The following is a 20,320-nucleotide window of genomic DNA, read 5'->3' as shown; positions in this document are numbered from 1 at the left end:
GCCGGAGCAGTGCGCCTACGGCGTCCGCGCGTAGACCCGCACCTGCGAGCCATCGACGACGAACTGCAGACCGCTGCCGACCGGGTGCGCCTCGAGCAGTTCGGCGGGGCTCGACTCCGTGGTCTCGAGGGAGGCGATCAGCGGAAACCCGGCCCCGCCGCAGCCCATCGATGTCACGGCCCCGTTGTCCTGAGGTTCGTCGGGGGAATCGGGGAGGTCCAGCACGAATACGCACTCGGCATCATCCTCTGCGCCGCCGAACGCGTTGGGCACCATGACCACGGTGAGGCCCTCGTAGCGCTCGAAGATCGTCGAGCCTTCCTGGCGGACGGGTCCGAGGAACGGGTCCGGCCACTCGGCATCCGGATCCTCGAGAAGGGTGGCCACGCGAGCGGCGCCGGTCGACGTGGTGAGCAGCGCGAGACCAGCACCGAGGGCCATCGCCGCGACCAGCGCTCCGACGCCGAGCCACACGCGGGCGCGCCAGGGCACGCGGTTCCACCACGCGGGACCGTCCCGGCGATCGCTTCGCGGGCGATCGGATGCCGGGCCCCCGGCCGAGTCGTCCGGTCGCGCGTCCTCTTCCGCACCCTCGCTCGGCGCCTCCGCACCGGGTGCGGAGCGGTCGCCCGGACCCTCGTCATCGCCCGGATCCTCGTCGGCGGCCGAATCCTCGTCAGCGTAAGGATTCTCGTCGGCGTAAGGATTCTCGTCGCCGTCCGGGGCGGGTCCGACCGCCCGAATCGTCATAGCAGACACGTCGCTCACGCGCGCATGTGCGTCGCGCTCGAGGCGCTCGTGCTCGTCGCGCTCGAGCTCCTCCAGCCTCGCGAGCGCGAGGGGGTCGTCGAAGATGTCGGCGTCCGGACCATAGGCCCGGGCCCGCAGCATCCCCAGTTCGTCGGATGGCCCACTCATCGTGGGACCATCCTGCCCGCGTTCAGACCGGGTCAGGCTGCATCTGGTGCAAAGGCCGGGCGGCTTCCGGCTGGACGTCCTCGGCCTGCGAGGCCCGCCACGCCGCGCGGCCGGCCGCGAGCATGCTGCGCACCTGCTCCTGATCGGCGGCGGGGCTCATCGGATCCGGCCAGTGGGCGATCTCTCCGAGCGCCCAGTCCACCCAGGCGATGATGTGGTCGTAGTGGCCGATCATGAAGGTGTTCGAGAGCGCGAAGAGGTGACGCCGCTCTGGGAAGGTGCCGCCCGTCTCACTGATGTAGTCGGCGTAGCGGGCGAACAGCGCACGGTGCGTCACGGCCTGGTCGCGCATGGTCTCGAGATTGCGGCGCAGGTCGTCGATCGTGCCCTGGTCCGAGATCAGCACGCGGATCATGCCCTCGAACTCCAGTGCGGGCGGGCTCGCCTCGGCCGTGAGCCATTCGGCGAGCACCCCGCGGCCGGCATCCGTGATCGAGTAGACGGTCCGGCCCCGACGGCCCGACTGCTCGACGCGCGACGTCACGAGGCCGTCCACGAGGAGTCGCTTCAGCGTGTTGTAGCGCTGTCGATCGGCACGCGGCCAGAGCTTGTCGACGCCGCGGCCGAGCTGCTCGGCCAGTTGATAGGCCGACCAGTCGCGCGAGGCCAGGAGGCCCAGGGTCAGGTACGCGGTCGTCGTCAACTCGCGCTGCGGCACGGATACCTCCGGATATTGGTTATCGACGGGAGCCCTCGAAATCCATATACTGCAAACTGCAGTAGCCTTCGGGTCGAACGCGGCCGAATCGTGTGGGGACACGGGTCGCGGACTGGGGCAGGCTCGAGCTGTGCGAAGGGCCTGCATCCCGATGGCACTGGGGCAGCCATCGGGGTGGCGCCGGCGCCACCCGCCGGGGTCGCCCCGATAGGCCCGGTCAGCGGCCGACCGCACCCGCGTCGGTCGAGCCGACGTCTGTGCGGTGGAAGTTCTGGAACGACCGCGAAGCCGTCGGTCCGCGCTGACCCTGGTATCGGTTGCCGTAGGGACCCGAACCGTACGGGTTCTCAGCCGGCGACGACAGGCGGAAGAAGCACAGCTGCCCGATCTTCATGCCCGGCCACAGCGTGATCGGCAGCGTCGCGACGTTCGACAGCTCGAGGGTCACATGGCCCGAGAAGCCCGGGTCGATGAACCCCGCGGTCGAGTGCGTGAGCAGTCCGAGGCGGCCGAGCGAGGACTTGCCCTCGAGGCGCGCCGCGACGTCGTCGGGCAGCGAGACGAGCTCGAACGTCGAGCCGAGGGCGAACTCGCCCGGATGCAGCACGAACGGCTCTTCGGGCTCGACCTCGATCAGCCGGGTCAGCTCGGGCTGATCCTGCGCCGGGTCGATGAACGGGTACTTGTGGTTGTCGAACAGCCGGAAATACCGATCGAGGCGCACATCGACGCTGGACGGCTGCACCATCTCGGGCTGCCAGGGATCGAGGCCGATGCGCCCCTCGTCGATCTCGTGGCGGATGTCGCGATCGGAGAGCAGCACGCCCTCAGCCTATCGACGGCGAGCGGATGCCGCGGGCTCGCCCTGCGGGAAGGCTCTGTTATCCTTGCCAGACGCCGCAAGGCCTGCCGGGGATGTAGTTCAATGGCAGAACTTCAGCTTCCCAAGCTGATAGCGCGGGTTCGATTCCCGTCATCCCCTCCACTGTCACCATCCGGGCTCTCACGCCCCGGCATCCGCTCACGCCAGCGGTTCGGCGGCCTCCCGCGCGGCGCGCGCCGAGGACTGCACCGCACCGATGCTCGCGGCGATCACGAGGGCGATGCCCACGACCTCCAGCCACGAGAGGTACTGCGCCAGGAAGATGAACCCGGCAAGGGCGGCGGTCGCCGGCGCGAGGCTCATCAGGATCGCGAAGACGGCGGCGGGCAGGCGGCGCAGCGCGATCAGCTCCAGCGCGTACGGGATCGTCGAGGACAGGATCGCGACCGCGGCCCCGAGCGCGACGATCTCGATCCGCAGGAGCGCCGCCCCCGCGTCGGTGATGCCGAAGGGCAGCGACAGCACGGCGCCGACCGCCATCGCCAGGGCCAGGCCGTCGAGCTTGGGGAACCCGCGCCCGACGCGCGCCGACGCGAGGATGTAGAACGCCCAGCTCGCTGCGGCGCCGAGCGCGAACAGCACACCGAGAGGATCGAGCCGATCCCAACCGCCCCCGGCGAGCGCGACGACCCCGGCGAGCGCGAGCAGCGCCCACAGCCAGGCCGACGCGCGACGTGCCGCGACGATCGACAGGACGAGCGGGCCGAGCACCTCGATCGTGACCGTGACTCCGAGGGGCAGCCGCTCCAGCGCCAGATAGAACAGGGCGTTCATGGTCGCCAGCACGACGCCGAACCACACGACGTCGACCCACGCCTCGCGCGTGTGGCCGCGCAGGCGCGGCCGTGCGATGAGCAGCAGGACGACCGCCGAGAACACCAGGCGCAGCATCACCATGCCGAGGGGGCCCACGGTGGGGAAGAGCAGAACGGCGAGCGAGGCGCCGACCTCCTGGCACGCGAGGCCGACGACGACGAGCAGGATCGCGGGGGACGCCCCCGCGCGGGTCGTCACGGCGTCATGCCGCCGGTGCCGCGCAGATCGCCGCCTCGGCGATCAGTGCGTGGTACTGCTCGGCGGTCCAGGGCAGACCCGCTTCGGGCGGGGTCTCGCCGGCAGCAGCCGGGGCCTTGGAGGCGATCGCCGCGAGCTCCCACGCAAGGGAGGCGCCGGCGGTCCCACCGGACGCCGAATTGTTGAGCACGACCGCGACGGTGAGCCCGGACGACGGGTCGGAGAACGCCCCCGTGATGTAGCCCGGAACCGAGCCGGACTGGCCGATCAGCGAGCCCGCCTGGGCCGCGCCCCCGGCCATCGTGTACCACGACGGCGTCTTCGCGCCCGCGGGGAGCGGATCGGCGAACCGCTTGTCGTTGCCCGGGTCGAGCGCGTTGGTGGCGAGCGCCTGGGCGTAACGGCCGAGGTCGTGGATGTCGGTGGACGCGCCGCTGTCGGTGAAGCCCGTGGTGGGCGAGACCTCGGTGACGTCGAGCGGCTCCGCGCAGTTGCTCTTGCCGTCTTCGAGAGGCTGGGAGTGCAGGCCCTGCAGCACGGAACCGGAAGGGGCCCCGAGCCGGGTCGCCTCGAGGTCGAGCGGCTCGGTGACGTACTCCTCGATGAGGTCGGCCGCGGGCTTCTCGAGCGCACGCTCGAGGGCCATGCCGAGCAGGATGTAGCCGGCGTCGGAGCCGCCGTAGACCTCACCGGGCTTCGTCGCGCGGGGCGCGCCGAGACCGAAGCTCGCGAGCTCGCGCGGGGTCCACTTGCGCGTCGGATTCGCGATCCACATCGGCGTGAGGCGGCCCGCGTAGGAGCCGATGCCCGAGGTGCCGTCGCACAGGTGCTCGAGTGTGACGTCGGAGAGAGCGGGGACGCTCGCCACCCATTCGGTGACCTTGTCGTCGAGCCCGATCTTGCCCTGCGCGGCGGCTCCATAGAGCACATCGCAGGTCATGGCACGCGTCACGCGGCCCGCGCGGAACTGCATGTCAGCGGTGACCTCGCCGCCGTCGACCGGGTTCTGGGTGCCGAGACCGGCGACCCAGGTGCCGCTCCAGGGGGCCCAGACGCCGACGATCGCGCCGCTCGATCCGGTCGCTGCCATGGCGTCGGTGACGGCGGTCTGCAGCTGGTCGATCGTCGCCTGAGGCAGCGCGGCATCCGCCTGCGGGGGCACCGGAACCTCGACGTGCCGATCGGGCGCGCACCCGACGATGGCGAGCGCGACCACGACGACGGCCGACGCAACCGCGATTGCGCGGCGTGTCTTGGGCTGGGTCCGCATTCTCACCCCCCGGTGATCGTCCTCTAGATTCAAACACACGGCGGGGCAACCGCCCGCACCGTGATCCCGAGGGCGGAACAGATGACGCATCAGTTCGACGACACCGTGCTCGCCGGCGTGCTCGGTCACATGAACGACGACCACGCCGACGACAACCTCCTGATCGCCCGGGCATTCGGCCCGGAGGGAGTGGTGGCCTCGACGATGGCCGCGTTCGACGGCGACGGGGGAACGTGGCGGGCGACCCTCGCCGACGGCGGAACAGTCGACGTGAGGGCGCCGTGGCCCGGGGGATCGATCGACGAGCGGCCGCAGGTGCGACGTGAGATCGTCGCCCTGTACGACGAGGCGTGCCGCCGGCTCGGCATCGAACCGCGTCCGCACGCGTGACCCCGGGAACGCGGAGAGATCGGTCATAGGTTAGGTGACCCTAAATCCCCTACACTGGGCGCATGAGCGACCCGATCCCGTTCTCCGCCGCACTGCGTGAGCGCTCCAGCCGCGCCCACTCGTCCAGCGAGAGCGCCGGCTTCATGGCCGACCTCATGAAGGGCGAGGGCACGCGCGACGACTACATCGCACTGGTGGCGCAGCACTGGTTCATCTACGAGGCGCTCGAGCGCACGGCCGGACAGATGCGCAACGACCCGGTCGCCTCCACCTTCATCAGCGACAAGCTGACGCGCCTCCCGGCACTCGAGGCCGATCTCGAGTTCCTCCTCGGTCCGGACTGGCGCGAGACCATCGCACCCCTGCCGACGACGCAGGCGTATGTGCGCCGCATCGACGAAGTCGGGGCCACGTGGCCCGGCGGCTTCGTCGCCCACCACTACACGCGCTACCTGGGCGACCTCTCCGGAGGCCAGTTCATCGGCCGCCTCATGGCGCGTCGCTTCGGCTTCGAAACGAACGGCATCGGCTTCTACCTCTTCGAGGACATCGCCGACCCCAAGGCATTCAAGGACGTCTATCGCGAACAGCTCGATTCGGCGCCGTGGGATGCCGCGGAGCAGGAGCGCGTCATCGACGAGGTGCTGCTCGCCTACCGCTTCAACACCGAGCTGTTCGACGACCTCGCGCAGGCCAAGGCGTCGCAGGTCGCCTGACGGTTCCGCGCGGCGGGTCGCGACCGGGGTCACCCGCCGGACTGCGCCTGTGCGTGCGCCTGCGACCGCACGCCCGCCATGAACCGCATGACGTCGGGGTCGACGCGGATGTCGCTGGGGCGCAGCGGCCGGGAGAGGTAGAGGCCGTCGAGCGAGGTGAGGCGCGACAGCGCGACGTAGGTCTGCCCGGGGGCGAAGGCGCCGGAGCCGAGATCGACGATCGCCCGCTCGTACGTCTTGCCCTGCGACTTGTGGATCGTCACGGCCCACGCGAGGCGCAGCGGGAACTGCGTGAACTCGGCGACGATCTCGCGCGAGAGCGACTTCGACCCGGCGTCGTACGCGTAGCGGAACCTCTCCCACACGGCCGGCTCGACGTCGAACTCCTGGTCCTCGACTTCGACGCGCACGGTGCCGCCCGCGATGCGGGTCACAGTGCCGATCGTGCCGTTGACCCAGCGCGGCGGTTCGCCGAACGACTGCGTGTCGTTGCGCAGGAACATGACCTGGGCGCCGACCTTGAGCTTGAGCTCCACGTCGGCCGGGTACGCGGCATCCCCCCGCCCGAAATCGCCGTTGATCTCGGCCGTGGCCGTCTGCTCGCGCCCGACCAGCTCGGTGAGATGGCGGCGGTTGATGTTGTTGACGATGTCGTTGCGCGTCGCGAGCGTGATGATCGGGTGCTCGCCGTCGCGCGGGTCGGGCGGCGTGCGGGCGCCCGTGTCATTGAGGATCTGCGCGATGTCGGCGGTGACGCGGCCGTAGCGCACCGCGTTGAGCATCGCCTTGAACGCGGGATCGGACTGCCGGTGGATGTCGACGAGCTCGCGGATGTGCAGGTCGGCGCCGTACGAGCCGATGTCGATGATGCCGTCGCCGGCCGCGTCGCCCACCCACACCTTGGCGTCGAAGAACCAGAAGGAGCGGTAGTGATCGCGCACGTACCGCAGCTCGTCACCCCGCGGGGGGACCGGCGCGAGCTGGTAGGGGTCGCCGAACATCACGATCTGCACGCCGCCGAAGGGTTCGCCGCGACGGCCCCGCGCCTTGCGGAGCGACCGGTCGATCGCGTCCATGAGATCGGCGTTGACCATCGAGATCTCGTCGATCACGAGCGTGTCGATCGCGTTGAGCAGCTTGCGGGTGGCGTCGGACTGGTCTTCGTCCTGCGAGCCGATGATGCCGAGGGGCAGCTTGAACAGCGAGTGGATCGTCTGGCCCTCGACGTTGAGCGCGGCCACGCCGGTCGGCGCGCACACCGCGATCGACTTGCTGGTGTTCCAGGCCAGGTGCTGCAGCAGGGTCGACTTGCCGGTTCCGGCGCGACCGGTCACGAACACGTGCTCGCGGGTGTCCTCGATGAGCCGGAACAGGGCCTCCTGCTCGGCTGACAGAGGCGGCGTGGTCACCGATTCATGTTAGGCCAGCGGATGCCGCACCCGGCGGGCCGAGGGGCGGGTCGGTGGACACCCGCTCATCCACAGGTGCCGGCCCGGGCTGCGATCGCCGCCGGACAGCAGGCGGCCGCCGGGATCGTGCGCGACCTCATCGCGGTCCGCGTGTGATCTCCGGGCGCGGCTCACGGTCTGATGAGACGGGGGGTCTCAATCGGGCGTGTGCGCGAGTTGGTTCTTAGACTGGAGCCGTGGACCAAGGGGCCGTGGATACCCGGGCCGGGAGCGCTGCTCCGTCGCCGGCTCCCTCCGCGAGCCCGGGGGGCGAGGCATCCGCTCATGTCCAGCCCCCGCGCAAGCCGGCCCGGCGCAGGAGTCTGGTCCTGGACCTCAGCCTCCTCGGCATCGTCGGCGTCCTGCTCGTGGCAGCCACGGTCGCGGCGTACGGCGCCATCGAGAAAGAGTTCTACAGCCCGTCCGCGTTCGTCGAGCGCTACCTCGCGATGCTCGCGAACGGGCGGGCCGCCGAAGCACTCACCGTGCCCGGCGTCGTCGTCGATTCGGCGGAGCTCGAGGCGGCGGGGCTGCCGCCCACCGCGTCCGAGGCGCTGCTGCGCGAAGCCGCTCTCGCCCCGCTGCTCGACGCCCGCGTCGTGTCGGAGCAGCAGGACGCCGAGGTGACCCGCGTCACCGTCGAGTACGAGGCGGGCGGCTACCCCGGCACCACGACCTTCGCGATCGAGCGCGACGGGTCGATCGGCCTCGCGCCGACCTGGCGGTTCGCGACCAGCCCCCTCGCCGTGATGGACCTCGTGGTGAAGGGCTCGATGGTCTTCTCCGTGAACGGGTTCGAGATGGACAAGCGGCAGGTGTCGGTCGACGGAGCGGATGCCGATCCCCTGGCCGCCGTCCCGCTGCTGGTCTTCACGCCGGGGCTCTACTCGGTGTCGGTCGACACGGCGATCTCTGCGACGCCGGGGGTGGCGGTCCTCTCGGACAGCCCGTTCCACGACATCCCGGTCGAGGTCCAGGCCGAGGCGACCGACGAGTTCGTGGCGGTCGTGCAGGACAAGGTCGAGCAGTTCCTCACGGGGTGCGCGACCCAGGAGGTGCTGCAGCCCACCTCGTGCCCGTTCGGCTACGTCGTGCAGGATCGCATCGACACGCTGCCCCAGTGGTCGATCGTGCAGCAGCCGACGGTCGAGGTGACGCCCGACGGCGCCGGCTGGCGCATCGTGCCCGCAGAAGCAGTGGCTCACATCGAGGTCGACATCCAGTCGCTCTTCGACGGCTCGATCAGCAGCGTCAGCGAGGACGTGCCCTTCGTCGTCGAGGGCTCGATCACGGTGCAGCCGGACGGATCGGCGTCGATCGTCGTGACGGCGCCCGGCTCGCAGTAGCCGCGGGCGCCCGGGCCGGTCTCGATCGTCCGTCTCAGCGACCGGCGCGGGCGTCGCGCTGGGCCAGCTCTGCCAGGCGGGCGTTGTAGGCCTCGAGTTCGGCGTCACCGGTGCGGTCGGCGTGACGATCGCGGCGCTTCTGGTCGCGCGCGTCGCTGCGACTCCACTGGATGGCGACGGTGATCGCCAGGATCAGCGTCGGGATCTCGCCGATCGACCAGGCCACGCCGCCGCCGAGGTACTGGTCGTCGAGCGGCGTCGAGCCCCACGTGCGGCCCATCGAGCCGAACCACTCGGCGACCATGAGCCCCGACTGCATCATGATGGCGATGCCGAAGAACGCGTGCATCGCCATGATGCCGATGAGCAGGAGAAGCCGCCCCGGGTACGGCAGGCGGTAGGGCACCGGATCGATGCCGATCAGCGTGAGCACGAAGAGGTACCCCGTGAAGAGGAAGTGCGCCGTCATCCACTCGTGCCCGAGGTGGTCGTACAGCGACCACCGGAAGAGGTCGGTGTAGTAGAAGATCCACAGCGAGCCGATGAACAGCGCAGCGGCGACGAACGGGTTCGTGAGCACCCGCGCCACGGGAGAGTGCACCGCCCACAGGATCCACTCGCGACCGCCGCGCGTGCCGTCGTCGCGCTTGCGGATCGCGCGGGCGGCGAGCGTGACCGGCGCACCGGCCACGAGCAGCAGCGGGATGGCCATGGTGAGCAGCATGTGCCCCACCATGTGCATGCTGAACAGATAGTCCTGGTAGACGTTGATCACTCCGCCGGTGACCCATACGAGCAGCGCGAGTCCCGCGATCCACATGATCGTGCGGTACAGCGGCCACTCGTCGCCCCTGCGCCGCAGGCGCCACACGCCCGCCAGGTAGAAGAACGCGCCGAAGCCCGCGGCGACGAGCCACAGGATGTCGATGTTCCACGCCGTCAGCCACCGCAACGGCGTCAGCTCTTCGGGAAGAGGCGCGCCGGTGAGCACCTCGGCGGGGGTGGGAAGGGCCGGAGCGGTCGACGGCACGGGGGGCGGTGTGCGCGCGAGGGCCGCCGCGGCCCCGCTGGCCGCGCCCATCAGGACGAGCTCGAACGCCACGAGGGTCCAGAAGGCGCGGGATGCCGCTCCTTCGCGCAGCCTGCCGATGAGGCGCAGCCGGTACCAGGCGCCGAACAGCCCGAGACCGATCAGCGCAACGATCTTCACGCACAGGATCAGGCCGTAGGGCGAGAGGAGGGCGGCCCAGTCCTGAAGTCCGATGGCGGCGCGCACCGTTCCGGAGAACGCGACGACGACGAACGCCGCGAGGGCGACGGTCGAGTAGCGCGCCACGACCGGCGCGAGCGCGTCGCGACCCATGAGCGGCCGGACCAGGACGATGAGCAGCAGGCCTCCGAGCCACACTGCGGCGCCGATGATGTGGAGGATCAGCGCGGCCATCGCCTCGTGGTGGAAGGCCTCTTCGCCGGAGTGGCCCTGGGTGCCCATCGGCACGAGCGCGGCGAGAGCGAGGATCGCCACGAAGAAGGTGGCCGTCCACGACCGGACCGCGAACGTCAGGACGGTGAGCGCGGCACCGGCCACCGTGGTGATGAGCCACGTGCGACCGACTTCGGTCTCGATGAGGAAGCGGCCGAGCTGGGCCCCGAACTCCGGGCCGGCATCGATGGCCGGGTTGAACGCGTCGACGAAGGTGAGGAACCCGGTCGCGGCGGCGGAGATCGTGAACAGGGCGGCCGAGACCGATGCCGTGTCGAGCGCGACGTCGAATTCGCGCTCGCCCGCTCGGAGGGCGAAGAGTGCGACGACGAGCGCTCCCGCCATGCCCGCCGCCGACAGGTTGACGAACAGCTTGGCGGTCGGAAGTCCCCAGCGCGCGATCGGGCCGGGGTCGCCGATGGCGAGGGGGGCGGCCCCGCCGCCGTAGGCGAGCGCCCAGATCAGCACGACGAGCGCCGCCACCGCCAGGATGACGGGACCGGCGACACGCAGCACCCGCGGGGAGGAGAGCCCTCCGCCGGCCTCGCGCGGCGCGAGGGCGCCGTGCTGCGAGGGTGCCGGTATCACCCTTCCAGCCTATGCGTGCGGTCGGGCGACGTTCGCCGTCGCCGGGAATGCAGAAGGGGGATGCCTCGGCATCCCCCTCCTTGTGTGGTCGTCGTTACTTGACGGCGGCCTTCAGCTTCGAGCCGGCGGTGACCTTGACGCGCTGGCCGGCGGGGATCTTGATCTCCTCACCCGTCTGCGGGTTGCGGCCGGTGCGGGCCGACGTCTCGACGCGCTCGAACGAGATCCAGCCCGGGATCGACACCTTGCTGCCCTTGGCGACGGCGTCGGAGACGGTGGAGAAGAGGGAGTCGAGCACGCCCGACACGGCGGACTGGCTCTGGCCCGTCGCGCTGGCGATGCTCGCGACGAGTTCGGTCTTGGTGATGGACTTGTCGGCCATGAATTGTCCTCCGAAAGCGGCGGAGTCGCCGCCTTGTTCATTTCTCGGACCGGACGGCATTCGCCCCCCGGCTGGTCGGATCGACCGCCTCGAATGTACCTGACTTCGCGCCGAGATCCGCGTATTTCCGGGGTTTTCGGGCTTTCCGGGCGGCGTGTCGGGCACGAAAGTGACAGGTGTGACCGGTGTGACGGCCGCTCGGACGTGATCTTCTAGCGTGTCAGGCGCCGTCACGCGGACCGCCGCGGGCCCGCTCCGCGCGGCGATCAGGCCCGGTGCGAGGCGATGACACCGCGCGCAGTGCGCGCGAAAGCGGGCGCGACCCGCTCCTGGCCGTCGAGATATCCGCCCACGAGCGCGGCGTCCCGCAGCAGGACGAGCGACGCCGCGACGCCGGCGGGGTCGTCGAGCCCCGCAGCGGCGGCGAGCTGTTCGAGCGTCGACCGGAACCATTCGCGGTGGTCGTCGATCAGATCGCGCACCGGCCCGTGGTCGGGATACTCGGCGGCGGCGTTGATGAAGGGGCATCCGCGCGTGTGCCGTTCGCGGATGTCCTGCTCGATGCCGGCGATCACGAGTTCGAGCAGGACCTCGGGGTCGGATGAGGACGCTCCAGCCTGGGCGAAGAGGTCGCGCAGTCCCTGGTCCTCACCGCGGAGGTAGGCGAGCACCAGACCTTCCTTGCCCTCGAACTGCTTGTACATCGTCGCGCGCGTGACGCCCGCCTGCTCGATGATGCGGTCGACGCCGACGGAGTGGATGCCCTCGCTGTAGAACAGGTCGGTCGCGGCATCCAGCAGTCTCTGCCTGGCGGGGGAGGGGCGAGTTCTCGACGCCTCCGCGGGGGTGGTGCTCATGTCATCTCCTCCGTCTCCATCGTGCCACTTCAGGCCCGGGAGAAATTCTTCGGGAATAGTCTTGCGTAGATAGAACGTTCGGTCTACCATCGGAGTCACCACCGCAACACCGAACAAGGAGCAAGATCATGAACACGACCACCAAGACCCCCATCGTCCTCATCCACGGCCTGTGGATGACCCCCAAGAGCTGGGACACCTGGGCCGAGCGCTTCCGCGCCGCCGGTCACCAGGTCATCGTCCCGGGCTGGCCCGGAATCGACGACCGCTCGGTCGAGGACATCCGCAGCAACCCCGAGGCCCTCAAGGGGATCGGTCTCAAGCAGATCGCCGACAACTACGAGCGCATCATCCGCGAGCTGCCGCAGAAGCCGATCATCATCGGCCACTCGTTCGGCGGCGTCATCACCCAGATGCTCGCCGATCGCGGACTCGGAGTCGCCTACGTCGGTGTCGCGCCGGGTCAGACGGCCGGCGTGACCGCCCTGCCGCTCTCGACGCTCTGGACCGGCACGCCGATCCTCTCCAACCCCTTCGGTCGCAACGGCGCCAAGCCGCTGTCGAAGCGCCACTTCCACTTCACGTTCGGCAACGACCTGCCCCGCGAGGAGTCCGACAAGCTGTGGGAGGAGTACGCCGTCAACTCCTACAACCGCGTCTTCCTCGAGGGCGTGCTCTCGGTGCTCAACGAGAAGAACGGGGTCACCCACGTGGACTACAGCCGAGCCGACCGCGCGCCGCTCCTCGTGATCACCGGTGAGATCGACCACGTGGTTCCGCCGGCCATCGGCAAGGCCATCGTGAAGAAGTACACGCAGACCGGCAGCCCCGCGACAGTCGAGTACAAGGAGTACCCGGGTCGCACGCACCGCCTCGTCAGCCAGGACGGCTGGGAGGAGATCGCCGATGACGCGCTCGCGTGGGCGACCACCCACCAGGTGCGCGAGACGGCGGCCGCGAAGTAGTCGGCGCCGCACCGCGGCCCGGCAGGACCCACCGCCGTCGAGGCACCGTTTCCCACGGTGCTTCGGCGGTCGAGTGGTCTCTCGACCGGGTGTCCGCGGTGGGATGCCGGGCCCGGGGTTCACGGAACCCCGGGCCTTTCCGCTGCCCCGCCCCGTGCAGGAGTTCAGTCGTGGAGGCGGCGGAGCGCCGTGATGACGTCGGCGTGCCAGCGGCGCGCGGCGGGCAGAGCCCCCGTGAACATCGCCGTGTCGTGGGTGACGCCCTGATAGCGCACCACGCTCGCATCCACGCCGGCCCGGCGCAGCGCGTCTCCGTAGGCGTCGCCGTCACCGCGCAGCGGGTCGTATTCCGCGGTGAGGATGACCGCCGGAGGCAGCCCTTCGTGAGACGCGGCGAGGAGCGGCGAGGCGTACGGCTCGCGCGCGAGCGCGGGGAGGGGGAGGTAGGTGCGGACGACGGAGCGCAGCTCGCGCAGGGCGATCAGACTCGGGATGCCGAGTGCCCGCGTCGCACGGAGGTCCAGATGCCGCCCCGTGAGATCGACGACCGGCACCTCGAGCAGCTGAAGACGGAAGGGATGTCCGCCGCGGTCGCGGTTCATGAGGGTCACCGCCGCCGCGATGCCCGCTCCCGCCGACGTGCCCGCCACGCCGATCCGGCCCGCGTCGAGTCCGAGCTCGTCCGCCTGCGCGAAGACCCACTCGAGCGCCGCGTGTCCCTGTTCGACCGGCGTCGGGTAGCGGTGCTCGGGCGCGAGCGCGTAGTCGACGGCGACGATCGCGACGCCGGCGTCGAGTGCGCGGCGGCGGTAGGCGGCATCCGTCGTCGGATAATCGATCCCGCCGATGCGGAACGCGCCGCCGAAGAACGCGACCACCGCCGGTGTCGGCTCGCCGGCTTCCGCGTCGCCGGACAGGCGCGGGCGGTAGATGCGCACGCGGAACGCCGGCAGGCCGTCGGGGGTGAGATCGTGCTCTTCGGTGGCGACGTCCGGGCCCGCCGTTCCGACGGACTCGAGCTCCTTGCGGTCCCACGCCACCGCGGCGCGGCGGTGCCGGGCGCGGGCTCGTGCCGGATCGGTGGCCGCGAGGCGACGCGTGTCGGACGAGTCGCGTGCCCGAGTGGACGCGCGGGGCGCGGCATCCGTCGTCATCGCATCAGCGGCGGGATGCTCGCGCTCGAACGGCCACAGGAGCGCCAGCCTGCGGCGCACGGCGCCGACGGCCTTGCTGATCAGGTACCTGCGGTGGACGCGCAGGCGCTCCTCGAAGAACGGGTCCAGGGGCATGCGCACCATCCTTCCGTGCGCATGCGCCGGTCGCACGGCGGTTGACAACGCGGAAGGCCCGGAGTTCCGAGGAACTCCGGGCCTTCCGGTGAAATGAGGTGCTTACCAGCTCGACTTGGTCACGCCGGGCAGCTCGCCACGGTGCGCCATGTCACGGAAGCGGACACGCGAGATGCCGAACTTCGTGAGGACACCGCGGGGGCGGCCGTCGATGACGTCGCGCGAGCGCAGGCGGACCGGCGAGGCGTTGCGGGGCAGCTTCTGCAGGCCCACGCGAGCGGCCTCGCGCTGCTCGTCGGTCGACTCCGGCGACACGAGCGCCTTCTTCAGCTCGGCGCGCTTGGCGGCGTAGCGGTCGACGACCTCCTGGCGCTGCTGGTTGCGCGCGATCTTGCTCTTCTTAGCCATGGATCAGCGCTCCTCTCGGAATTCGACGTGCTTGCGGATGACCGGGTCGTACTTCTTGAGCACGATGCGGTCGGGGTTGTTGCGGCGGTTCTTGCGCGTGACGTAGGTGTAACCCGTGCCCGCGGTCGACCGCAGCTTGATGATCGGACGGACGTCCTGAGCCTTCTTCGCCATTAGAGCTTCACACCCTTCGCGAGGAGGTCCTTGACGACGGACTCGATGCCGCGCGCGTCAATGACCTTGATGCCCTTGGCCGACACGTTGAGCTTGATGTTGCGCCCAAGCGACGGCACGTAGTACGTCTTCTTCTGCACGTTCGGGTCGAAGCGGCGCTTCGTCCGGCGGTGCGAGTGCGAGATGTTGTGACCGAAGCCGGGAACTGCTCCAGTCACCTGGCACACTGCTGCCATAGTGATGTCTCCTTAGTACCGTGAGGCCGGACGGCCCCACCCAAGATCCCTTGTCTGCACCCGCGCTTCACCGGACCATTCCGGGCCTGGCGATGAAGTGTGGATACGTACTGCGTGCTGGAGTGCGCGCAGACAAAGAGCCAGTCTAGCACGGCGGATGCCGCGTCCCCGCCCTCCGCCGGAGTGGGCGAGTTCTTCACAGCCCGTGCCGTATGCGGAATACGGCATCCCGGTGGTGGGACCATTGGTCAACCTCAAACTGCGGGGAGGACGTCATGACGGACTCGGACGGTTCGATCGCGATGTGGCCGAGGTCGCCCCTCGACCTCGAGAACACCCATCTCTGCCCCGCATGCTTCACGACGCTGACATCGACGACGTGCGAGCGCTGCGGTCTGGTGCTCGCCGATCCGCGCGCGTCGCGCGTTCTCGAGCTCGGCCGCTCGATCGTGGGCATCGAAGCTCAGCGCCAGGCGATCATCGACGAGATCCGCTCTGCCCATGCGCCGGTCGCACCGGCGCCCGGCGTCGCGCCCGCGGTGTGGTGGCAAGCGCCGGTGCCGGCGGCGCCCGACGCCTCGGCGGACCTCGCCGCGCCGGGGGTCGCCGGGCCGGGTGTGGCCGCGCCGGATGCTCCCGCGGTGGTCAGTGGCGGACCCGCGGCCTCGCCGGCTGCCGAGGCTCCGGTCGTGCCGGCAGCATCCGTCATTCCGCGCGCGCCGCGCCGGCGTCTCACCGTCCCCGTGCTGCTCCTCATCGTCGGCGTCTCACTGGTGGGCGTCGCGGCGGTGTTCTTCCTCGGCCTCGCGTGGTTCGTCGCCGGCATCCTCGTGCGGGCGCTCATCATCGCGGGCATCACCGCGGCCACGATCGCCGGTGCGACGCTCCTGCGACGGGGATCGCTGCGCGCGACCGCCGAGGGCGTGGGCGCCCTCGGCGTCATCCTTCTCGCGCTCGACGCCTACGCCGTCCGCGCCAACGACCTCTTCGGCGCGGGCGCCGCCGACCCCTTCGTGTACGCGGGGGCCTCCGCCCTCGTCGTCGCGGCGATCTGCCGCGCGTGGTCGGTGTTCTCGCGGCTGCGCGGCCCCGACCTGGCGGCCACGATCGCCGTGCCCGCCGGCATCGGACTGCTGGTGGGGGGTCTGCTCCCCGTCGACGACGCCGCCGCGTGGACGGCCGGGCTCGTCGGGGCCGCAGCAGGCGGGCTCGTGCATGCGCTCCCCGTTCCGTGGTCGGCGGGTCGAGCCGGACGCGACGCCGTGGTCGAGCGGACCTCCCTCGCCGTGATCGGCGTCGCCTCGCTCGCGGGTGCCGCGCTGGTCGCGCTCGTGTGGGGAATGGGCTCACTCGGCGCGCAGATCGCCGTGGCCGCTGCGATCATCGCTGTGGGCGTCGCGCACATGCTCGTCCTGCGCCCGCGGGGCGATGACGAGCGGGTGGCCGGAGCCACGCCGCTCGCGGCGACGGCGGGAGCGATCGCGGCGACGACCGCGGCGTCCCTCGGCTGGCAGCTCGCCCCTCAGAGCGAGCAGCCGTTCGTCGCGAGCCTCCTCCTTCCGGTGGTCGCTGTCGGGGTGGCGGTCGGGCTGGACCGCTGGGCGCCGCGCGGTCGCCGCACTCTGGCGGCACGTCTCGCCGCCGCCGTGGTCGCCGCCCTCTCCGTCGCGGTCCTCCTCCTGATGACGGCGCTCCGCGGAGGGGGCACGGCGAGCTCGTGGGTCCTCTGGGGCACCGACGTCTCCGCCTCGCCGTCCGCTGCGCTTCCCGATGCGGCCTACCAGGCGATCGCGGCCGTCATCGTCGCTGCGGCGCTGTTCGTCGCGCCGACGCTCGGCCGCCGTTCGCTGCGGCACGTCCGTCCCGCCGTCGCGGCACTCCTGCTGATCGCCGGGGCGGCCGGACTCGGCATCCCCCTCGTGCTGTTCGGCTCGGGTGTCGCCGTGGCGGCGATCGCCGTGTTCGCCCTGGCCCGCGGCGGCTCCCCGGTGGGCTGGGGCGTCGCCGCCGGTCTGGGTGCGGCGACCGCGTACGCGAGCGGACTCACTTCGCCGTGGCTGTGGACCATCGGGGTCGGCGTCGCGATCGCGGTGCCGATCGCGGCACGCCTGGTCCTGCGCCCGTCCCCGACGGCACGCGTGGGGCTGGTGGTCGCGGCGGTCGGGGTGGCCGCGGTCTCCGCCCTCATCGCGCCCTCGGCCATCGCCGCTGCCCTCGACGTCACCGCCGACGCCCGTTCGATCGCCCCGCTCCTGCAGTGGCTCGCCGTCGCGGTGCTCGCGGGTGCGCTCGCGCCGCGACTCGACCGACCGACGGGCAACGCCCTCGCCGTGGCCTCCTTCGTGCTCACCGGACTCTCGCTGGTGCCGCTGGTGGCGGCGCCGGTCGCGGGCGCGACGGTCTCGACCGCCATCGGCGAGCCCCTCCTCGGCATCGTGCGAGCAACCGTGCTGCTCGTGCTCCTCGCCGTCGTCGCGCTCGGACGTTCGAAGGTCTCCGCGCCAGCGCCGGCGCTGGCGGCCGCCGCGCTGCTCGGCCCGGTCGCCGCGTGCGTCGCGATCGCGATCGGCGATACGGCCGGAACGAGCGACGGAGCCACCGTCGTGGCGGTCGGGGTGGCGGCGGCGCTCGTGGTGTGGGCCGGAGCGCCCGCAGCGTGGGGCGCATTCGGAGCGGTCGTCGTAGGGGCACCCGTCCCCGACCCTCCGGCGAGTGAGGCACCGGTGGCCCCGCCGTCGACCGAAGGGGCGGATGCCGGTGTTCCGACGGTCACGCAGCGCGCCGGCTACCCCGTGGTCGCTCGCCGGCTGTCCGACCTGGGCGCCCTCGCGGTCGTGACCGTGACCGGCTGGACCGTATCGGCCGATCTCGTGTGGGTGCTGCTGGCGATCATCGCGGCAGGGTTCGGCGGCGCTGCGGCGACGCGGGACTGGGCGGGACCGCGCGCCGACCGGCCACGCGGTGTCCTGCAGACCCGGGCGGTCGGCACGCCGACGGCCGGCGCGCCGCGCCGGCTCCTCGCCTGGCCCGCCTTCGCGGCCGCCACGCTCGCGCTGTGGTCGTGGCTCGACTCGGCGGGCGATCTCGCGATCGAGGCGTACGTGCTTCCGCCCGCGGTGGGGCTGCTGGCCTTCTCGGTCCTCCTCGTCTGGCTGCGCCGCGACATCGAGGCGACGATCGCCGCACTGCTCGCGACGATCTTCGGGCTCATCGTCCCCGCCGTGGACGGCCTCGACGGCTCACCCGTGCGCGGCACCGTCGTCGCGGCTGTCTCCACCGTCGTCGTCCTCGCCCTCGCGTGGACACCGCTGCGCCGTGTCCGGCTCCCCGCCGTCGCAGGCGCGGCCGGCGCACTCGCGGCCCTGGGCGTCGTCGCGTCCGACCGGGTGCTGCCGCTCGGGCCCGAGACGGCGTGGCTTCTCGTCCTCGTCGCCGTCTCCTTCGTCGCCGCATGGGGATTCCTCCGCACGCTCGCCGGGGCACGGCCCGTAGCGGTCGATCCGGAGGGATGGTTCGGCATCGTCGTGCCGCCCCTCGCGCTCGCGGTGGCCGTCGTGGTCTGCGCACCGCTCGCGGACGAGCCTCTCGTCGTCGCGATCTCGCTCGCTGTGCTCGGTGCTCTCCATCTCGCTGCGGCGGCCCTCGACCGGCTTCCGCTCGCGATGGCCACCCGGTGGACCGCGTTCGCCGGCGCGGTCGTGACCGCGCTCCTGGCGCTGGTGTTCGGCGACCCCGACGCGATCGAGCTCCTCACGCTCCCGCTCGCGGCGATGCTGCTCGGCGGTGCGGCGCTCGCGATGGTCCGCCGTCACCGCCGAGCGGACGAGGGCCGCGGCGCGGACCGCGTGGGCGCGGAGCGCATCGCGTGGCTCGCGGGCCTCGCGCTCGCGGTCGCTCCCAGCGTCGTCGCCGAGCCGGCCGACCTGCGGACCTGGCTCGTCATCGCCGGCGCGCTGCTCGCCGCGATCGGCTGCGTCATCGCCCCCCTACCCGACGCCGCCGGCCTGCGGACTCCGTCGGCGATGGTGCTGACCGCGGGCGCCCTCGCAATGGGCACGAGGGCCCTCGTCAGCCCCGCGTTCGCCGGTGGCGAGTTCGCGGCCGTCACCGCCGGCGCGGGGGCCCTCCTCGTAGCCGCCGCGATCGTGTGGATGTCCGACTCCGGTGCCCCCCGCGGGCTCACTCTCGGGTTGGGTGCAGCCGGAGCCGTTCTCCTCGTCGTCACGGTCGCCGTGGGAGCTGACGGCGGTCTCGCGCGCACGGCGATCACGGCCCTCGTGGGCGGCGTCGTCGGCGTCGGCGGCGCCAGGCTGCTCGGCCGGCAGCGCTGGGCGGGCCTGGGTGCGATCCTCGCGGTCGCGGGGCTCGCCGGCGCTCTCATCGCGGTGGCGGCGCGGTACCTCGACGTGCTGATCGCCGTCGATCCCGGTATCGAGGCCGACCTATGGGCCGTCGCCGGGGTGGGCATCACCACCGCCGTGGGCGTGATGGCGGTGCGGGCGACCGCCTCGCGCGTCGTCGCCCGGGTCGTCGGCGCAGGCTTCTCCGCGGTGCTGGTGCTGTTCGCCGTCTCCGAACTGCTGCTCCTCGGCGCGGTGCACCCCGACTGGCGCACCGTGCTCACGATGTCGGCGATCGTCGTCGTCGGCCTCGTCGGCGTGGTCGTCGCTCCGCGCCTCGGCGCGGCGCTCGCGACCACGGCGGCCGTCGCCGCGACGCTCTTCGGCGTCGCGGCGCTCCTGCTCGCCGGCGTGCGCCCGGTCGAACTCGTCACGGTGCCGCTGGGGGCCGGGTTGCTCGTGCTCGGCGCGCGTCGGATGCGGCGCGATCCGCACGCGCGCTCGTGGCCGACGCTCGGCCCCGGTCTCGCCCTGCTGACGCTGCCTTCGCTCGCCTACGACTTCGGGGAGAGCGCGCTGTGGCGCGTCGTCGCGCTGGGAATCGTGGCGATCGCGCTCGTGGTGCTCGGTGCGGTCCGGCGACTGCAGGCGCCGCTCGTCCTCGGCTCGGTGGTGCTCCTGGTCCACGCCGTCGCCCAGCTCTGGCCATGGATCTCGGGCGTTTACGTGGCGGTGCCGTGGTGGCTGTGGCTGGGCATCGGCGGCGCCGTGCTGATCTTCCTCGCCGCACGCTACGAGAAGCAGATGCGGGCGCTGCGCGCGGCGTTCTCGGCGGTGACGTCGCTGCGCTGACGCGCAGAGCGAGCGGACGCGCAGAGCTGCGTCGGAGTCCCAG

The 20,320-nt window shown here is 71.5% G+C and carries 18 protein-coding genes and 1 tRNA gene; 6 read left to right on the top strand and 13 right to left on the bottom strand.

What is annotated here, in order from left to right; genetic code table 11:
* Positions 1-15: 15 nt before the first annotated feature.
* The 3 genes from OB08_RS02760 to dcd form a co-directional block, all read right to left on the bottom strand.
* Positions 16-918 (bottom strand): hypothetical protein, encoded by a 903-nt coding sequence (locus tag OB08_RS02760; protein ID WP_461471871.1) that lies wholly within the window; start codon positions 916-918, stop codon positions 16-18.
* Between the two features lie 22 nt (positions 919-940).
* Entirely contained in the window at positions 941-1,636 is a 696-nt protein-coding gene (locus OB08_RS02755; RefSeq protein ID WP_461471869.1) for a PadR family transcriptional regulator, read from the bottom strand.
* 217 nt (positions 1,637-1,853) lie between these two features.
* Complete coding sequence (gene dcd, locus OB08_RS02750) at positions 1,854-2,459, bottom strand: dCTP deaminase (RefSeq protein ID WP_461471867.1); 606 nt, start codon at positions 2,457-2,459, stop codon at positions 1,854-1,856.
* 88 nt (positions 2,460-2,547) lie between these two features.
* On the opposite strand from dcd, the gene OB08_RS02745 reads away from it, so the two are divergent.
* A tRNA-Gly gene (locus OB08_RS02745) sits at positions 2,548-2,621 on the top strand.
* Positions 2,622-2,657: 36 nt separating this feature from the next.
* Here OB08_RS02745 and OB08_RS02740 read toward each other — a convergent pair.
* The gene (locus tag OB08_RS02740; RefSeq protein ID WP_461471865.1) at positions 2,658-3,533 is read right to left on the bottom strand and encodes an EamA family transporter; all 876 of its coding nucleotides are present in this window, start codon (positions 3,531-3,533) and stop codon (positions 2,658-2,660) included.
* Between the two features lie 4 nt (positions 3,534-3,537).
* Positions 3,538-4,803 (bottom strand): serine hydrolase domain-containing protein, encoded by a 1,266-nt coding sequence (locus OB08_RS02735; RefSeq protein ID WP_461471863.1) that lies wholly within the window; start codon positions 4,801-4,803, stop codon positions 3,538-3,540.
* 81 nt (positions 4,804-4,884) lie between these two features.
* On the opposite strand from OB08_RS02735, the gene OB08_RS02730 reads away from it, so the two are divergent.
* Positions 4,885-5,193, top strand: coding sequence for a DUF2470 domain-containing protein (locus OB08_RS02730; RefSeq protein ID WP_461471861.1), 309 nt, complete (start codon positions 4,885-4,887; stop codon positions 5,191-5,193).
* A 62-nt stretch (positions 5,194-5,255) separates the two neighbouring features.
* Entirely contained in the window at positions 5,256-5,909 is a 654-nt protein-coding gene (locus OB08_RS02725; protein WP_461471859.1) for a biliverdin-producing heme oxygenase, read from the top strand.
* A 29-nt stretch (positions 5,910-5,938) separates the two neighbouring features.
* On the opposite strand, the gene OB08_RS02720 is transcribed toward OB08_RS02725, so the two are convergent.
* On the bottom strand, positions 5,939-7,318 hold the full coding sequence (locus OB08_RS02720; RefSeq protein WP_461471857.1) for an ATP-dependent DNA helicase: 1,380 nt from the start codon (positions 7,316-7,318) through the stop codon (positions 5,939-5,941).
* 236 nt (positions 7,319-7,554) lie between these two features.
* On the opposite strand from OB08_RS02720, the gene OB08_RS02715 reads away from it, so the two are divergent.
* A complete protein-coding gene (locus tag OB08_RS02715) occupies positions 7,555-8,703 on the top strand; it encodes a hypothetical protein (RefSeq protein WP_461471855.1) in 1,149 nt (382 codons plus the stop codon).
* A gap of 34 nt (positions 8,704-8,737) precedes the next feature.
* On the opposite strand, the gene OB08_RS02710 is transcribed toward OB08_RS02715, so the two are convergent.
* The 3 genes from OB08_RS02710 to OB08_RS02700 all read right to left on the bottom strand — a co-directional run bounded on the left by OB08_RS02710 (position 8,738) and on the right by OB08_RS02700 (position 12,013).
* Positions 8,738-10,702 (bottom strand): cytochrome c oxidase assembly protein, encoded by a 1,965-nt coding sequence (locus OB08_RS02710; protein WP_461471893.1) that lies wholly within the window; start codon positions 10,700-10,702, stop codon positions 8,738-8,740.
* Between the two features lie 166 nt (positions 10,703-10,868).
* Positions 10,869-11,156 carry an HU family DNA-binding protein gene (locus OB08_RS02705; protein ID WP_461471853.1) on the bottom strand — a complete coding sequence of 96 codons (288 nt, stop codon included), beginning with the start codon at positions 11,154-11,156 and terminating at the stop codon, positions 10,869-10,871.
* 266 nt (positions 11,157-11,422) lie between these two features.
* Positions 11,423-12,013 carry a TetR/AcrR family transcriptional regulator gene (locus OB08_RS02700; protein ID WP_461471851.1) on the bottom strand — a complete coding sequence of 197 codons (591 nt, stop codon included), beginning with the start codon at positions 12,011-12,013 and terminating at the stop codon, positions 11,423-11,425.
* 128 nt (positions 12,014-12,141) lie between these two features.
* Here OB08_RS02700 and OB08_RS02695 point away from each other — a divergent pair, with 128 nt between their 5' ends.
* Entirely contained in the window at positions 12,142-12,978 is an 837-nt protein-coding gene (locus tag OB08_RS02695; protein WP_461471849.1) for an alpha/beta hydrolase, read from the top strand.
* Positions 12,979-13,142: 164 nt separating this feature from the next.
* On the opposite strand, the gene OB08_RS02690 is transcribed toward OB08_RS02695, so the two are convergent.
* The 4 genes from OB08_RS02690 to rpmB all read right to left on the bottom strand — a co-directional run bounded on the left by OB08_RS02690 (position 13,143) and on the right by rpmB (position 15,085).
* A complete protein-coding gene (locus tag OB08_RS02690; protein WP_461471847.1) occupies positions 13,143-14,267 on the bottom strand; it encodes an alpha/beta hydrolase in 1,125 nt (374 codons plus the stop codon).
* Between the two features lie 102 nt (positions 14,268-14,369).
* On the bottom strand, positions 14,370-14,675 hold the full coding sequence (gene rpsN / locus OB08_RS02685) for a 30S ribosomal protein S14 (protein ID WP_461471845.1): 306 nt from the start codon (positions 14,673-14,675) through the stop codon (positions 14,370-14,372).
* Positions 14,676-14,678: 3 nt separating this feature from the next.
* Complete coding sequence (gene rpmG, locus OB08_RS02680) at positions 14,679-14,849, bottom strand: 50S ribosomal protein L33 (protein ID WP_005051772.1); 171 nt, start codon at positions 14,847-14,849, stop codon at positions 14,679-14,681.
* Positions 14,849-15,085 (bottom strand): 50S ribosomal protein L28, encoded by a 237-nt coding sequence (gene rpmB, locus OB08_RS02675; RefSeq protein WP_047543954.1) that lies wholly within the window; start codon positions 15,083-15,085, stop codon positions 14,849-14,851. The genes rpmG and rpmB overlap by 1 nt, the downstream gene beginning before the upstream one ends.
* Positions 15,086-15,360: 275 nt before the next feature.
* Here rpmB and OB08_RS02670 point away from each other — a divergent pair, with 275 nt between their 5' ends.
* The gene (locus OB08_RS02670) at positions 15,361-20,277 is read left to right on the top strand and encodes an SCO7613 C-terminal domain-containing membrane protein (protein WP_461471840.1); all 4,917 of its coding nucleotides are present in this window, start codon (positions 15,361-15,363) and stop codon (positions 20,275-20,277) included.
* Positions 20,278-20,320: the final 43 nt, after the last annotated feature.

The sequence above is a fragment of the Microbacterium sp. HJ5 genome (assembly GCF_054824025.1).
Note: the sequence above shows the minus strand (reverse complement) of the source record. Positions and strands in the feature narration are given on the sequence as shown.

Bases quoted from the DNA above. Each gene is read 5' to 3' on its own strand.
- OB08_RS02695 (WP_461471849.1), top strand. From the start codon at position 12,142: ATGAACACGACCACCAAGACCCCCATCGTCCTCATCCACGGCCTGTGG.
- OB08_RS02735 (WP_461471863.1), bottom strand. From the start codon at position 4,803: ATGCGGACCCAGCCCAAGACACGCCGCGCAATCGCGGTTGCGTCGGCC.
- rpsN (WP_461471845.1), bottom strand. From the start codon at position 14,675: ATGGCTAAGAAGAGCAAGATCGCGCGCAACCAGCAGCGCCAGGAGGTC.
- rpmB (WP_047543954.1), bottom strand. From the start codon at position 15,085: ATGGCAGCAGTGTGCCAGGTGACTGGAGCAGTTCCCGGCTTCGGTCAC.
- OB08_RS02700 (WP_461471851.1), bottom strand. From the start codon at position 12,013: ATGAGCACCACCCCCGCGGAGGCGTCGAGAACTCGCCCCTCCCCCGCC.
- OB08_RS02690 (WP_461471847.1), bottom strand. From the start codon at position 14,267: ATGCCCCTGGACCCGTTCTTCGAGGAGCGCCTGCGCGTCCACCGCAGG.
- OB08_RS02725 (WP_461471859.1), top strand. From the start codon at position 5,256: ATGAGCGACCCGATCCCGTTCTCCGCCGCACTGCGTGAGCGCTCCAGC.
- OB08_RS02730 (WP_461471861.1), top strand. From the start codon at position 4,885: ATGACGCATCAGTTCGACGACACCGTGCTCGCCGGCGTGCTCGGTCAC.
- rpmG (WP_005051772.1), bottom strand. From the start codon at position 14,849: ATGGCGAAGAAGGCTCAGGACGTCCGTCCGATCATCAAGCTGCGGTCG.
- OB08_RS02705 (WP_461471853.1), bottom strand. From the start codon at position 11,156: ATGGCCGACAAGTCCATCACCAAGACCGAACTCGTCGCGAGCATCGCC.
- OB08_RS02760 (WP_461471871.1), bottom strand. From the start codon at position 918: ATGAGTGGGCCATCCGACGAACTGGGGATGCTGCGGGCCCGGGCCTAT.
- OB08_RS02670 (WP_461471840.1), top strand. From the start codon at position 15,361: ATGACGGACTCGGACGGTTCGATCGCGATGTGGCCGAGGTCGCCCCTC.